We start from the raw sequence: 13,324 nt of genomic DNA, 5'->3' as shown, positions 1-13,324 counted from the left end.
GGCCTCGGGCGCGCCCCGGGCACCGACCAGGTCACGATGCGCGCCCTGCGGCGCGACCCGGGCGCGAGCGACGAGTTCCCCTCCGACATCAAGGAGTTGCAGGGCTATCTCGCCGGCGAGTCGGTCATCCCGACGGTCGAGGCGCACCCGGGTGCGGGCACCCACGTGCCGCTCTACATCCTCGGTTCCTCGCTGTATGGTGCGCAGCTCGCCGCCGCGCTCGGGCTGCCATACGCCTTCGCGAGCCACTTCGCCCCCGACGCGCTGCTGCAGGCCATGCAGGTCTATCGCGAGCGCTTCGCCCCCTCCGCCCAGCTCGCCGAGCCCTATGCGATCGCCGCGCTCAACGTCGTCGCGGCGCAGGACGCCCAGAGCGCGCAGGACCTGGCGCGGCAGGTGCTCGCGGCGCGGGCGCGCAATCTCGCCGAGCGTGTCCCGGGCCTGGCGGGACGGATCGACGAGTTCACCGACGACGACCTCCTCGCCTCCCCGGTGGGGGAGCAGGCGCGGCACATGCTGACATACACCGCCGTCGGCGACGGGGAGCAGGTGGCCGCCTACCTGCGCGCCTTCCGCGAGCGGTGCGGCGCCGACGAGCTGATGATCACCAACCCGGCGCCCGGTCTGGCGCAGCGGCACACCGTCCTCGACGTCCTCGCCGGGATCGGCTGAGCCCGCCCCGCGGGGCTGTGGAAAACGTGCCGGGCTGTCGGAGGGGCGGCATAGGGTGACCCGTTTGCCGACCCTCCCCGAGCTCATGCGCGCCGCGGTCAGCGACCTCGGCGGCACCGCGCGGCCGGGGCAGGAGCAGATGGCCCAGGCGGTCCTCGACGCCGTCGACACCGGGGAGCACCTGCTCGTCCAGGCCGGCACCGGCACCGGCAAGTCGCTCGGATATCTCGTGCCGGCGATCCTGCACGCCCACCGCGCCGGCACCCCCGTCGTCGTCGCGACGGCGACGCTCGCCCTCCAGGGCCAGGTCGTCGACCGCGACCTGCGGCTCGCCGGCGCGCTCGCCCCGCTGCTCGGGCGGCGGCCGACATACGCCCTCGTGAAGGGGCGGCGCAACTATGTCTGCCTCCACAAGCTCGAGGGCGGCTTCCCCGACGAGGAGGAGGCGCTCTTCGACACCGGCGACGTGGACGCCGCGGCCGGCCGGCTCGGCCAGGAGGTCGTGCGGGTGCGGGAGTGGGCGCAGGAGACCGAGTCCGGCGACCGCGACGAGCTCGTCCCGGGCGTCTCCGAGCGGGCCTGGCGGCAGGTCAGTGTGTCGGCCGAGGAGTGTCTCGGGTCGCGCTGCCCGATGGCGGCCGAGTGCTTCGTCGAGCGGGCGCGGGCGGCGGCCCACGACGTCGACATCATCGTCACCAACCACTCCTTCCTCGCGATCGACGCCCTCGAGGGGCGCTTCATGCTCCCCGAGCACGACCTCCTCGTCATCGACGAGGGCCACGAGCTCGTCAAGCGCATCACCTCGACGATCACCGACGAGCTGACACCCGGCATGATCCGGCGCGCGGCCCGCCGGGCCCGGTCGGCCGACTCCGCGGAGGTGCTCGAGGACTCCGCCCTCGTCCTCGAGCGCACCCTCGAGGCGCTTCCCGAGGAGCGGCTGACCGCCATCCCCGAGCAGCTCGCCCTGGCCCTCGCGACGGTGCGCGACAGCGCGCGCGGGGTCCAGAGCGAGCTCAAGCCGAAGCCGGGGGAGACGGCCGACGGCGCGAGGCAGGTCGCCATCGCCGCCGTCGACGAGGTCTTCGACACCAGTGCCCGCATGCTCGAGGAGCGCGAGCTCGACGTGCTGTGGAATCGCGTCGACCCCCGGCGCGGTGCGGTGCTCTGCGTCGCCCCGATGAGCGTGGCCATGCTCGCGCGCGAGAAGATCTTCCAGGAGCGCACCGTCGTGCTCACCTCCGCCACCCTGGCGCTCGGGGGCACCTTCGACGCGCTCGCCGGCACGATGGGGCTGCGGGGCCAGGGCGCCCCGCCCTATCGCGGCCTCGACGCCGGCAGCCCCTTCAGCTATGCCGAGCAGGGCATCGTCTATGTCGCCGCGCACCTGCCGGCGCGCGGCCAGGGCGGCCTCACCGAGCCGATGCTCGACGAGATCGAGGCGCTCGTGCGCGCAGCCGGCGGGCGCACGCTGGGCCTCTTCTCCTCCATGCGCGCCGCCCGCGACGCCGCCGAGGCGATGCGGGACCGGTTGGGGGAGAGCGAGATCCAGATCCTCTGCCAGTCTCGGCGTCGGGAATCAGGTAGAGACCCTCCTCGATGACCACCGGGTCGACGGCTTCGCGGGTGAGGCGTTCGACCACCTGGGCAGTGGCGGTGGTGATGGTTTCGGTCATGGTTCAGCCTTTCGGGGTGTCGACGATTTCGCCGGTGGCGGGGTCGACGCCGGCGGGTGGGGGGACTTCTCGGAGTTGGGTGTCCCACGACAGTTGCCGCGGGTCGTTGCGGTGGAGGCCGCCGTCTTTGTCGGAGAAGTAGACGGAGGCGGTGCGGTCGAACTCTGGCAGTTTGAGGTTGATGGAGTCCTTGACGATCATCGTGTGTTCGTCGGCGCCTTTCATGGGTTCGACGGAGATGGTCAGGCTGATGCTTCCTTTCTTTCCGGTGTCTTTGACGCGGCGGACGAGTTCGGCGAGTCCGTCGCTGAGTTCGGAGGCGGTGCGGCCTTCGGATTGGGTGGCGAGCCAGACGAGGAAGTCTTGCGGCTGTTCCGCGGGCGTTGCGGTCATGGTGTGTTCCTTTCGGTGGTGGGTTGTGTTGCGGGGGTTCGGGACGGTCATTGTTCGGCCCGCCAGTGGCCGATTCGTGAGCTGATGGTGGTGTGGTGCAGCCCTTGGGTGCGGGCGATGTCGGCCCACGGCATGCCCTGCTGGTGGAGCCGGATGGTTTCTTGGGTGGAGGCGCACACTGGGGAGCTAGTGCGGCCCGTTGGATGGGGCCTCCCCCCAGGGTGCGGGCGGCGCCGCGAGCTCGGTTGCACGGGCCACAGACGACGTCCACGTCGCTAAGGCGGATCGCGAGGCCTTCGGCGTGCCGCTGCCAGGCTTGGGGGCTGTGGTCGGCCTGCAGGTCGTCGGTGGACCCGCAGTCGCTGCAGAACGGTTGTAGCCGGCGGGCGCGTTTGCTTAGGGCTCGCCAGTGGTGGTCGTATCCCTCGTCCTGGGCGGTGGGCTTGGGGAGTGCGTGCAGGGTGCAGCGTGGGCCGTCGCTCGGCTCGCCGCAGATGAGGCAGGGGCGCAGGGTCATGACGCCTCCCGCTGCAGGTTCATCAGGACCGAGTCGAGGACGACACTCGCATACGGTTTGTGCTCCATGCCCATGTTCCTGGCCTCGGCTCGGACGGCCCGATATGCCTCGGGCACGGGGCAGTCGAGCGCCTTGGCAATCTCGGCGATCTTCTGGTCTGTTTGTTCCCAGGAGCGCCGCATAGTCTCGGCGCTCTCTCGGTCTCGCACGTTCTGCGCGTTGCGTTCCTGGCAGTAGGTCGTGAAGTTCCGGCCGAGGTCGCCGGCCTCGTCGCACGCGCGTAGCCACGGGATCGCGGCTTTGACGTTATTTTCAGCGAGGAAGTCGGCCAGGTATTTGTCGACCATGAAGAAGAAGTCCTCGTCGTCTTCGAGCCCGGCCTCGACGGCCACGGCTCGTTCGACGATGGCGCGCGCGGACGAAGAGGAAGAGGGATTAGTTCTGGGATAAGTACTGAGGTTGGGTCTTTCTCCCGTACCCCTGGCGTCGGGAGAAAGACCCCTGGCGTCGGGAGAAAGACCCCTGGCGCCCGCCAGGGGTCTGTCTGGCGTACTGCTGGAATCCGTCAGGGGTCCGTCTGGCGTACTGCTGGCGCCTTCGGGAATTACAAGCTCGTAGACGTCGGCGCGGTGCTGTCGAGCCTTCTCGCGCACGACAAGCCAGCCGGCTTCGACTAGGCCCTACGTGCCCGGATCGCAGCGTCACGAGACAGCCGGGTGCGCTCGATCAAGCGATCGAGCGTGACCCACGCGGTGCGGCCGTCGCGCGCGTGGTCGGCGTAGACGGCGGCGACGAGGGTGGGGAGCGGCTTCAGGTCCGAGGACCAGACAGCTTCCATCCAGGTTGTGCGCCACCAGAGGTCGGTCAAGGGGTCAGGCCTTGACCTGCTCGGCGTTGTACTGCTCTTCGAGCCAGGCCAGAACGTCGGAGCGGCGGTACATGACCCGGCGCGCGCCCAGGCGGAATCCCTTGGGGCCGGTGCCCTGGTGGCGCCAGTAGCGCAGGGTGCCGACCGGAGTGTGCAGCAGCTCGGCGGCCTCGGCCGTGGTCGGGAGCGGGTCGGGGTTCATCCGTCCCATCCTTTCTGTGGTTGACGGTCTAACACGAGTGAGTATAACACTAGAATTGTTGGTATGCCTAGCGGAGTTACAACACGTCGTGTTAACGTGAGCCGTGGCCGATAGCGACGAGGATCTCTACCCACCCGAGACGACCGACGACATGGAGGTCTTGGCCTTCAACGTCGCGCGCCTGAGGAAGCGATTGGGCATGTCCCAGACGGCGCTAGCACAAGCCATGCAGGAGCAAGGACTTTCGCACTGGCGGCAGAACACGGTGTCGCGCGTGGAGACCGGTAAGCAGGAGCTCAGTGTGCGCGAACTGCGGGCGCTGGGGGAGATCCTCGGTCCGGTCCTGGGCGGCACGGACTTCGCGGGGACGCTTGCCCAGGCCGCGCGCGGGACTCTGAATGCGATGCTGGTGCTACACCTGCGTCGACTGCATCTTGCCCTCGACAAGTCGATGACGGAGTTGGCGCAAGCCGATGCTGAGATTCGTTGGCTAAGAACAGCCTTCGACGATGACTACGAGCCCACCGAGCAAGAGCTGGAGGGGAGGGGCGAGGGCCTTGGCGAGCATCACGAAGAGGCCTGACGGCGTCTGGCGGGCTCGCTACCGGGACGCGGCCGGCAAGGAGCACGCGAGGCATTTCCGGCGCAAGGTGGAGGCGCAGGCCTGGCTCGACGGCGTGACGGCCTCGCTGGTCCGGGGCGACTACGTCGACCCGCGGGATGCCCGCAAGACGGTGGGGGAGTGGTGCGACGAGTGGCTGGCCGGCTACGCAAGCCGCCGCGCGTCGACCGTGCGCCAGGCCAAGGTTCAGATCCGGCTGATCCGGGCCGAGTTCGGCGACGTGCCGCTCGTGGCGGTGAAGCCGTCAGCCGTCAAGGCGTGAACGGCTCGCTTGAAGGCCGAGGGCCTGTCCGACTCCTACGTCTACGCGGTCTACCGCCGGCTCGCGCAGATCATGGGCGACGCGGTCCACGATGGGCTGATACCTCGGTCGCCGTGCTCGCGCAAGACCTCGCCGGGCCAGGTCGACCAACGGCCCTACGTCGCCACGACGGCCCAGGTCTAGGGGTTGTTCGATGCGATGCCCGATCACCTTCGGCCGGCGATTCTGCTGGGCGCATTCGCCGGGCTGCGGGTGTCGGAGGCGGCGGCGCTGCGGGTCAGTGACGTCGACTTCATGCGGGGCCTGATTCAGCCGGCCATGCAGTATCCGGCCGAGCCGCTGAAGACCGAGGAGAGCCGGCGTGCGATTCCTATTCCTCGGGAGTTGTCGCTCGAGCTCGCGGGATTCGTGGAGCGGTTCGGCGGTGAGTTCGTCGTGACGAACGAGATCGGCCGGCAGGTGTCGCCGTGGACGATTGAGCGGGCCGTCCGCGCGCGCCGCGCCGGCGTCGATGGCCTCCCAGACGGGTTCCGCTTCCACGATCTGCGGCACTTCTACGCCTCGCTGCTGATCGGCTCGGGGCTCGACGTCAAGGTCGTGCAGGCGCGGTTGAGGCACAAGAACGCGACCACGACTCTGCGGACCTACGCGCATCTGTGGCCGGATACGGACGAGTCCGCACGAGCGGCCGTCGCTGTGGTTCTGGCTGCTCGTGCGGACTCGCTGCGGACTGAGGGGGTGTTCTAGTCCTCTGACCTGCGGTTTTGCTCAGAGGTCGAAGTACATCTCGAACTCGTGGGGGTGGGGGCGGAAGCGGATCGGGTCCACCTCGTTCTTGCGCTTGTACTCGATCCACGTCTGGATCAGGTCCTCGGTGAAGACGTCGCCCTCGAGCAGGAACTCGTGGTCGGCCTCGAGAGCGTCGAGCACCTCGGGCAGGGAGCCGGGGACCTGCTTGATCTCCGCGTGCTCCTCCGGGGGCAGCTCGTAAAGGTCCTTGTCCACCGGCTCCGGCGGCTCGATGCGGTTCTTGATCCCGTCGAGGCCGGCCATCAGCTGCGCGGCGAACGCGAGGTAGGGGTTGCACGAGGGGTCCGGGATGCGGAACTCGATGCGCTTGGCCTTGGGGGAGGCGCCGGCGATCGGGATGCGGATGCAGGCCGAGCGGTTGCGCGCGGAGTAGACCAGGTTGACGGGCGCCTCATACCCCGGCACCAGGCGGTGGTAGGAGTTGACGGTCGGGTTGGTGAAGGCGAGCAGCGCGGGAGCGTGCTTGAGCAGCCCGCCGATGTACCAGCGGGCGAGGTCGGAGAGGCCGCCGTAGCCCTTCTCGTCGTAGAAGAGCGGCTCGCCGTCCTTCCACAGGGACTGGTGGGTGTGCATGCCCGAGCCGTTGTCGCCGAAGATCGGCTTCGGCATGAAGGTGGCCGTCTTGCCGGCGTCCCATACGGTGTTCTTGACGACGTACTTGAACTTCATCATGTCGTCGCCGGAATGCAGCAGCGTGTTGAACTTGTAGTTGATCTCCTGCTGGCCCGCCGAGCCGACCTCGTGGTGGCTGCGCTCGACGGTCAGGCCGACCTCCTTCATGTTGAGGCAGATCTTGTCGCGCAGGTCGGCGAAGTGGTCGACCGGCGGGACGGGGAAGTAGCCGCCCTTGACCCGGGTCTTGTAGCCGCGGTTGCCGCCCTCCTCCTCGCGGCCGGTGTTCCACGCGGCCTCGACGGAGTCGATGAAGTAGTAGCCCGCCTGCGGCTTGGTCTCGAAGCGCACGTCGTCGAAGACGAAGAACTCGGCTTCCGCGCCGAAGTATGCGGTGTCGGCGATCCCCGTGGACTTCAGGTAGGCCTCGGCCTTGATCGCGATATTGCGCGGGTCGCGGCTGTAGGGCTGGTCGGTGAAGGGGTCGACGATCGAGAAGTTCATGATGAGGGTCTTCTCGGCCCGGAACGGGTCGAGGTATGCCGTCGCCACGTCCGGCACGAGCTTCATGTCGGACTCGTGGATCGCCTGGAAGCCACGGATCGAGGAGCCGTCGAAGGCCTGGCCCTCGGTGAAGAAGTCTTCGGTGAGCGACTCGGCGGGCACATTGAAGTGCTGCATCACGCCGGGCAGGTCGCAGAAGCGAATGTCGACGAACTTGACGTCCTGGTCCTTGAGGAACGCGAGGACTTCGTCAGCGGAGCTGAACAAGAGGGACCTCCTGTGAGGGTGGATGGGCGCGTCTCGCCGGCCCGTGCGTTGCTCGCCACCCTACGAGGGCCGCATTAATGGAATTTCACCCAGTTGTTTCCGGCGTGTTACGCGGACCGCCCCATCCCGAAGAGTGAGATGAGGCGGTCGTATGCCGGGCAGCAGGGCTCGCAGAGTGCCGTGGGGCCTACCGCCCGCGCAGTTGGCGTCGGTCCATGCGGGCCTTGGTGGGGTCGACACCGGCAGGGATGCCCTGGCGGATGCCCGGGATCGACTTCAGGCGTTTGTTGACCGCGGACATCTCCTCCTTGGTCAGCGTGCCCTTGAGCTTGGTCATGGTGCGCGTGAGCTTGCGGGCGCTGACCTGGCCGTCGTCGTCACCGACATACAGCTGGTGGATCGGGACGCCGGGGGCGACCCGGGCGACCTTCTTGACCTCTTTCTCCATCAGCTTCTTCGCCCGCGGCAGCGGGCCCTCGCCGATGAGCACGACACCCGGGGCGCCGAGGGCGCGGAAGATCATCGCGGCGTTGGCGATCTCCTGCGGGCGGGCGACGTCGGCGGCGACGGGTTCCTGGTCGTAGTACCAGCCGCGCCGCAGCATCGACAGCGCTCCGACGCTCTGCCCGGCCTTGCCCTGCATCGCCCCGAAGGCGGCCTTCTCGCCGCGCCGGGAGAGGGTGATCATCGCGGCAAGTGCGGCGATCGGCAGGCCGATGAAGACGAAATAGATCGGGTGGTCGACGAGGAAGCCGATGATCACGAAGAGCGCCAGCACCCCGATGAAGACGCCGAGCAACCACCAGGTGATGGACGGATCCATCGACTTGACCGCCTTGTAGACGGAGGCGATCTGCTTGAAGGGGTTGCTGCGCTGCTTCTTCGGCGCCGCCGGATCCTTGGCCATAGCTCCCAAGGATACGGTCCTAGGCGCCGGCCTTCGCACCTCCGGCGAGCAGCGTCGCCGCCTCCTGGCGCGCCGGCTCGCCCGCCTCGCCCAGGTGCGCCAAGTGCGGCGGTATGCCGCGGCCGGACTTGGTCATCGCGCTCGCCCACAGCCGCCCGGCCCGGTAGGAGGAACGGACCAGCGGGCCGGCCATGACGCCCTTGAAACCCAGCCCCTCGGCATATCCGCTCCAGTGCACGAACTCCTCCGGCTTGACCCACCGGTCGATCGGGTGGTGGCGGGGGGAGGGGCGCAGGTATTGGGTGATGGTCAGGATGTCGCAGCCCGCGGCATACAGATCCTCGATGGCCTGGGCGATCTCCGCCTCCTGCTCACCCATGCCGAGGATGAGGTTGGACTTGGTGACCAGCTCGGCCTCGCGGGCCATCGTCAGCACGCGCAGGGATTTCTCGTACGTGAAGGCCGGGCGGATCCGCTTGAAGATCCGCGGCACGGTCTCGAGGTTGTGGGCGAAGACCTCGGGGCGGGCGTCGAAGACCTGCCCGACGAGCTCGGGTTGGGCGCCGAAGTCGGGCGGCAGGATCTCGACGCCGGTGTTGGGATTGAGCGCGTGAATCTGGCGCACGGTCTCGGCATACAGCCACGCCGCGCCGTCGGGCTGGTCGTCGCGGGCCACCCCGGTGACCGTCGAATAGCGCAGCTCCATGGTGGCCACCGATTCCGCCACCCGGCGCGGCTCGTCGCGATCGAGCGGCTGCGGCTTGCCGGTGGCGATATCGCAGAAGTCGCACCGGCGGGTGCAGGTGTCGCCGCCGATGAGGAAGGTCGCCTCGCGGTCCTCCCAGCACTCGAAGATGTTGGGGCAGCCGGCTTCCTGGCAGACCGTGTGCGTGCCGGCGCCCTTGACGAGGGCGTTGATCTCGGTGAACTGCGGGCCCATCTTCGCGGTCGTGCGGATCCAGCTCGGTTTGCGCTCGATGGGCGTCTCGGCGTTGCGGGCCTCGACCCGCAGCAGCTTGCGTCCTTCGGGGGCGATCGTCACTCGCTTAGCCTACGTCGCCCGGGGTCGACCTGGGCGCGGCGAAATTGGGGTGGGCTGGTTCCGCCGCGTGGCGTTGGGCCCAAAGGATGTTCACAGGGCCGGACCCGAATCCACAGCCCGCCGAAGGCTCGTGGTCAGGCCACCCCTAGGTCCGGCGCCCAGTCTCTTGGGCCAGAGGTCGGCACCGGGCCGGCCGAACACGACAGGAGTTGCCTCCATGGCACGCAAGAGCACGATCATCACCAGCGCCGTCGGCGCCGCCGCCGGGCTGGTCCTCGCGGGTGGCGTCGTCCTGGCCGCCAACGCCGACGACACCACGACCACCGCTCCCAGCACGAGCACCTCGCAGGGCGCGAACACCGACTCCGGGCTCCCGGGGCTGAACCAGCAGGGCACGACCGACCTGGGGGCAGCCGGCCAGCAGGGGCAGATGGGCCCGGGCGGTCACGGCGGCCAGCCGGGCGATGGTCAGATGGGCGGTTCGCAGGACACCGCGATCACCGGCGACGAGGCCGACAAGGTCGTCGCCGCCGTCCAGGCCAAGGATTCCGCCGCCTCGATCACCGAGGTGCGCAAGGACCCCGACGGGTCGTATGACGCGCTCGGCACCAAGGACGGGTCGCCCGTCTTCTTCGAGGTGAGCGCCGACCTGGCCACGATCACCGAGAACACCGGCGGCGGCATGGGCGGTCACGGCGGCCAGCTGGGCGGTCAGCCGGGTCAGGCTCCCGACGGCACCTCGCAACAGGGCAGCAGCCTCGACCCGAACACTTCCGGATCGGCGACCAGCGACTCCACCGCCGCCAACGGCACGACCTGACCGCGCCCCTCCCCCCACCACCCTTCCGACACGACAACCGTTTCCGACACGCCAACCGTTTCCGACGCGACAACCCTTCCGACACGACACAACCCTCCCGGCACGACCATCCCGTCACGACATGGGCGATCGACATCGAGCGATCGCCCATGTCGCGTCAGCAGCGACTCTCTCGCGTCAGAACCTGGGCGTTCCGGGCCCCGAGACACCCCAACTTGTGACCGGGGCGGCCGTGCGCGCGGCATACCGCAGCGCGTGCGGCGTGCGCGAGCTCGCGGCCTCCACGCCGAGCCGCATCCCGCCGCCGCCGGGAGTCAGGAGAGGGTGAGGACCTCGGCGAGGTGTTTCTCGGTATACGGCAGCACGTCCGCAACCGTGATCTCGCGGCCGGCCTCGATGGACAGCGAGGAGACGCCCGCGTCAGCGATGCCGCACGGGACGATCACGCTGGCCCAGCCCAGGTCGGGGTTGGCGTTGAGGGCGAAGCCATGCATGGTGACGTTCTGGCTGACCCGCACGCCGATGGCCCCGAGCTTGCGGTCTGGGTCGCCGATGCCGGTGCCGACGATCCACACGCCGCTGCGCCCGTCGACCCGGGTGACCTCGACGCCGAAGTCGGCGCACGTGCGGATCATGACCTCCTCCAGCCGTCGGACGTGGGCCACCACGTCGACCGGGTTCGGCAGCCGGACGATCGGGTAGCCGACCAGCTGCCCCGGGCCATGCCACGTGATCTTGCCGCCCCGGTCGACATCGATCACCGGAGTGCCGTCGAAGGGCCGTTCCAGCGGCAGCGTGCGCTTGCCGGCGGTGAACACGGCCGCGTGTTCGAGCAGCAACACCGTGTCGGGCAGCGACCCGTCGACGACCTGCGCGTGGACCTCCCGCTGGTGATCCCAGGCGGCCAGGTAGTCCACGAAGTCGGGGTCGAAGCCCAGGTGCTCGAAGCGCATGACAGCCACCGTATGCCGTCGTGGCCCGGGTTGTCTGCCCGCTCGATTAGGGTGACTCACCTGCTGACACGTGAACTCACCGAGGACAAGGAGCCGGCCCGTGGCCGTCGCGACGATCAACTGCTTCTCCGATGTCCTCGAGGTGGGAGTCACCTTCACCGTCGTCCTGCCCCAGGTCACGCAGGCCCAGGTCGGAGTCGAGTCCGTCGAGCGGGTGGGCGACCCGCCGGTTCTCTATCTGCTGCACGGGCTTTCGGACGACCACTCGGCGTGGACGCGCTACACGAGCGTCGAGCGGTATGCCGACGCCCGCGGGCTCGCCGTCGTGATGCCGGCGGTCTCGCGCAGCTTCTATGCCGACGAGGCCGGGGGACACCGCTACTGGACCTTCGTCAGCGAGGAGCTGCCGCAGCTGGTGCGGACCTTCTTCCGGGTCAGCACCGATCCGGCGCAGACGTTCGTCGCCGGGCTGTCGATGGGTGGCTACGGTGCGCTGCGGCTGGCGTTGACCTACCCCGAGCGGTATGCCGCGGTCGCCTCCCTCTCGGGGGCTGTGGACGTGCGGGCCCTCATGCGCGAGCCCGGCCGAGCTCGCCTCAACGAGGTGATCTTCGCCGGAGAGGTGCCGCCGGAGGCGGATCTCTTTTCTCTCGTCCGCAGCGGACGATCGTTGCCGCCCATGTGGATCGGTTGCGGCACCGAGGACATCCTCTATCCCATGGTGCGCGACTTCGAGGCCGCGGCGCAGGGCGTGGGCGCCGACGTCACGACCCTCTACGAACCGGGTGATCACGTCTGGGAGTTATGGGACGCTCAGCTGCCGGTCGTTCTCGACTTCCTGCTCTCCCATGGGGATTCGGCGCGTTCCTCGGTCGCTGCGCGATGAGCCGGCGGGTCGGGAGCGGGGGAGCGCACGCCATACCGCAGCAACGACGCACCCGGCGGCCGCGGCTCGTCGCGGCCCTCGTCGTCCTGCTGTGGCTGGCCGTCTCCGCCGTCGGCGGGCCGCTGGTCGGCCGCTTGGCCGAGGTCCAGAAGAACGACAACGCCTCGTTCGTGCCGGCCACGGCCGAGTCGACCGAGGTGGCCGACTTCGTCCAGAGGGCGAGCGCGAACAACGACCTGCCCTACCTCCTCGTCCTCGAGTCACCCACGGCCATCACACCCGCCCAGCAGGCGGCCGCCGCCGCCCTAGTGCAGAAGCTGCCTGCGGCACCCCTTGACAAGCTCGGGCCAGGGCGCACGATCGGCGAGTTCATCGGCTCCCCCACCAGCGCGCCCATCCCGAGCCAGGACGGCAAGGCACTCCTCGTCGTGCTCAACCTCGACAACGCCAAGGCCGACGACACGATCAACAAGACCACGCCGCTCTATGAGACCGCACTCGAACTGCGCACGCTCCTGGACACGGACCTCAAGGGGACCGGCCTGACCGGTCACGTCGCCGGTCCGGGTGGGCTGCTGAGCGATTTCGTCACGGCCTTCGAGGGTATCGACGGCGTGCTGCTCCTCGTGGCCCTGGTCGTGGTGCTGCTCATCCTGCTCGTCGTCTATCGCAGCCCGATCCTGCCCTTCGCGGTGCTGATCTCCGCCGTCTTCGGGCTGGCGCTTGCCGCGCTGGCGGTCTTCCCGCTCGCCAAGGCCGGCCGGATCGACCTGTCCGGTCAGTCCCAGGGCATCATGTTCATCCTCGTCGTCGGCGCCGCGACCGACTACGCATTGCTGCTCGTGTCCCGGTTCCGGGAGGCCCTGCACGACACCGACGACACCTGGGACGCACTGCGCTCGGCCTGGCGCGGTGCGGTCGAGCCGATCCTCGCCAGTGGCGCGACGGTCATCCTCGGCCTGCTCTGCCTCATGCTCTCCGACCTGGGCAGCACGGCAGGGCTGGGTCCGGTCGGCGCCCTGGGCATCGCCGGGGCCATGGCCGCGTCCTTGACCTTCCTCCCGGCGGTCCTGTTGCTCGTCGGCCGCCGCATCTTCTGGCCGGTGGCGCCCAAGCTGGATCACCGCCACCTCGAAGACGCGCTCGAGACCCGCGGCGTGTGGGGCCGGGTGGCCAAACTGGTCGGCACCCACCCGCGCCGCACGTGGGTGATCACCCTGGCCGGCCTGCTTGCCTTCGCCGCCTTCATCCCGACCTTCAAGGCCGACGGCCTGTCCGCCGACGAACTCTTCCTGACCGATGTGCCGTCGG

17 protein-coding genes and 1 pseudogene are annotated in these 13,324 nt (G+C 69.0%); 9 read left to right on the top strand and 9 right to left on the bottom strand.

Features of this window, described 5'->3' with window-relative positions:
* On the top strand, positions 1–672 hold a 672-nt coding region (locus tag BN11_RS20955), incomplete at its 5' end, for an MsnO8 family LLM class oxidoreductase (protein ID WP_048700408.1).
* 85 nt (positions 673–757) lie between these two features.
* Positions 758–2,236: pseudogene (locus BN11_RS20950) on the top strand (ATP-dependent DNA helicase); the annotation flags it as partial.
* A gap of 115 nt (positions 2,237–2,351) precedes the next feature.
* Here BN11_RS20950 and BN11_RS20945 read toward each other — a convergent pair.
* The 5 genes from BN11_RS20945 to BN11_RS20930 all read right to left on the bottom strand — a co-directional run bounded on the left by BN11_RS20945 (position 2,352) and on the right by BN11_RS20930 (position 4,328).
* Positions 2,352–2,741, bottom strand: coding sequence for a hypothetical protein (locus BN11_RS20945; protein WP_048699079.1), 390 nt, complete (start codon positions 2,739–2,741; stop codon positions 2,352–2,354).
* A gap of 47 nt (positions 2,742–2,788) precedes the next feature.
* Entirely contained in the window at positions 2,789–2,920 is a 132-nt protein-coding gene (locus tag BN11_RS25700) for a hypothetical protein (RefSeq protein ID WP_268807128.1), read from the bottom strand.
* A 334-nt stretch (positions 2,921–3,254) separates the two neighbouring features.
* On the bottom strand, positions 3,255–3,650 hold the full coding sequence (locus BN11_RS20940; protein WP_048699082.1) for a hypothetical protein: 396 nt from the start codon (positions 3,648–3,650) through the stop codon (positions 3,255–3,257).
* 281 nt (positions 3,651–3,931) lie between these two features.
* Positions 3,932–4,126 carry a hypothetical protein gene (locus tag BN11_RS20935; protein ID WP_048700402.1) on the bottom strand — a complete coding sequence of 65 codons (195 nt, stop codon included), beginning with the start codon at positions 4,124–4,126 and terminating at the stop codon, positions 3,932–3,934.
* Between the two features lie 4 nt (positions 4,127–4,130).
* Positions 4,131–4,328: a helix-turn-helix transcriptional regulator gene (locus BN11_RS20930; protein ID WP_053084133.1), complete on the bottom strand. Its 198-nt coding sequence runs from the start codon at positions 4,326–4,328 to the stop codon at positions 4,131–4,133.
* A gap of 103 nt (positions 4,329–4,431) precedes the next feature.
* Between BN11_RS20930 and BN11_RS20925 the strand changes: the two genes are divergently transcribed.
* From BN11_RS20925 to BN11_RS25520, 4 genes are read left to right on the top strand one after another with little or no spacing between them, the layout of a single operon-like run.
* Positions 4,432–4,911: a helix-turn-helix domain-containing protein gene (locus tag BN11_RS20925; RefSeq protein WP_048699085.1), complete on the top strand. Its 480-nt coding sequence runs from the start codon at positions 4,432–4,434 to the stop codon at positions 4,909–4,911.
* Positions 4,886–5,212, top strand: coding sequence for a hypothetical protein (locus tag BN11_RS25530; protein ID WP_235435505.1), 327 nt, complete (start codon positions 4,886–4,888; stop codon positions 5,210–5,212). The genes BN11_RS20925 and BN11_RS25530 overlap by 26 nt, the downstream gene beginning before the upstream one ends.
* 9 nt (positions 5,213–5,221) lie before the next feature.
* Positions 5,222–5,395, top strand: a complete 174-nt coding sequence (locus tag BN11_RS25525; RefSeq protein WP_235435506.1) for a hypothetical protein — start codon at positions 5,222–5,224, stop codon at positions 5,393–5,395.
* A 15-nt stretch (positions 5,396–5,410) separates the two neighbouring features.
* Positions 5,411–5,959 carry a site-specific integrase gene (locus BN11_RS25520; RefSeq protein ID WP_235435507.1) on the top strand — a complete coding sequence of 183 codons (549 nt, stop codon included), beginning with the start codon at positions 5,411–5,413 and terminating at the stop codon, positions 5,957–5,959.
* A 21-nt stretch (positions 5,960–5,980) separates the two neighbouring features.
* On the opposite strand, the gene glnA is transcribed toward BN11_RS25520, so the two are convergent.
* The 3 genes from glnA to lipA form a co-directional block, all read right to left on the bottom strand.
* A complete protein-coding gene (glnA, locus tag BN11_RS20915) occupies positions 5,981–7,405 on the bottom strand; it encodes a type I glutamate--ammonia ligase (RefSeq protein WP_048699088.1) in 1,425 nt (474 codons plus the stop codon).
* A 187-nt stretch (positions 7,406–7,592) separates the two neighbouring features.
* Positions 7,593–8,312, bottom strand: coding sequence for a DUF4191 domain-containing protein (locus BN11_RS20910; protein ID WP_048699092.1), 720 nt, complete (start codon positions 8,310–8,312; stop codon positions 7,593–7,595).
* 19 nt (positions 8,313–8,331) lie between these two features.
* Entirely contained in the window at positions 8,332–9,354 is a 1,023-nt protein-coding gene (gene lipA / locus BN11_RS20905) for a lipoyl synthase (RefSeq protein WP_048699095.1), read from the bottom strand.
* 217 nt (positions 9,355–9,571) lie between these two features.
* Between lipA and BN11_RS20900 the strand changes: the two genes are divergently transcribed.
* The gene (locus BN11_RS20900) at positions 9,572–10,174 is read left to right on the top strand and encodes a hypothetical protein (RefSeq protein ID WP_048699097.1); all 603 of its coding nucleotides are present in this window, start codon (positions 9,572–9,574) and stop codon (positions 10,172–10,174) included.
* Between the two features lie 314 nt (positions 10,175–10,488).
* Here the strand turns inward: BN11_RS20900 and lipB are convergent, their stop codons facing one another.
* Complete coding sequence (gene lipB / locus BN11_RS20895; RefSeq protein ID WP_048700400.1) at positions 10,489–11,127, bottom strand: lipoyl(octanoyl) transferase LipB; 639 nt, start codon at positions 11,125–11,127, stop codon at positions 10,489–10,491.
* A gap of 100 nt (positions 11,128–11,227) precedes the next feature.
* On the opposite strand from lipB, the gene BN11_RS20890 reads away from it, so the two are divergent.
* Complete coding sequence (locus tag BN11_RS20890) at positions 11,228–12,013, top strand: alpha/beta hydrolase (RefSeq protein WP_048699100.1); 786 nt, start codon at positions 11,228–11,230, stop codon at positions 12,011–12,013.
* The coding region (locus tag BN11_RS20885) for an MMPL family transporter (protein ID WP_048700397.1) at positions 12,010–13,324 on the top strand (1,315 nt) is incomplete at its 3' end. The genes BN11_RS20890 and BN11_RS20885, both read left to right, overlap by 4 nt.

The sequence above is a fragment of the Nostocoides australiense Ben110 genome, assembly GCF_001050535.1.
Taxonomy (GTDB): Bacteria; Actinomycetota; Actinomycetes; order Actinomycetales; family Dermatophilaceae; genus Nostocoides_A; species Nostocoides_A australiense.
This window is presented reverse-complemented; position numbering and strand designations above follow the sequence as displayed.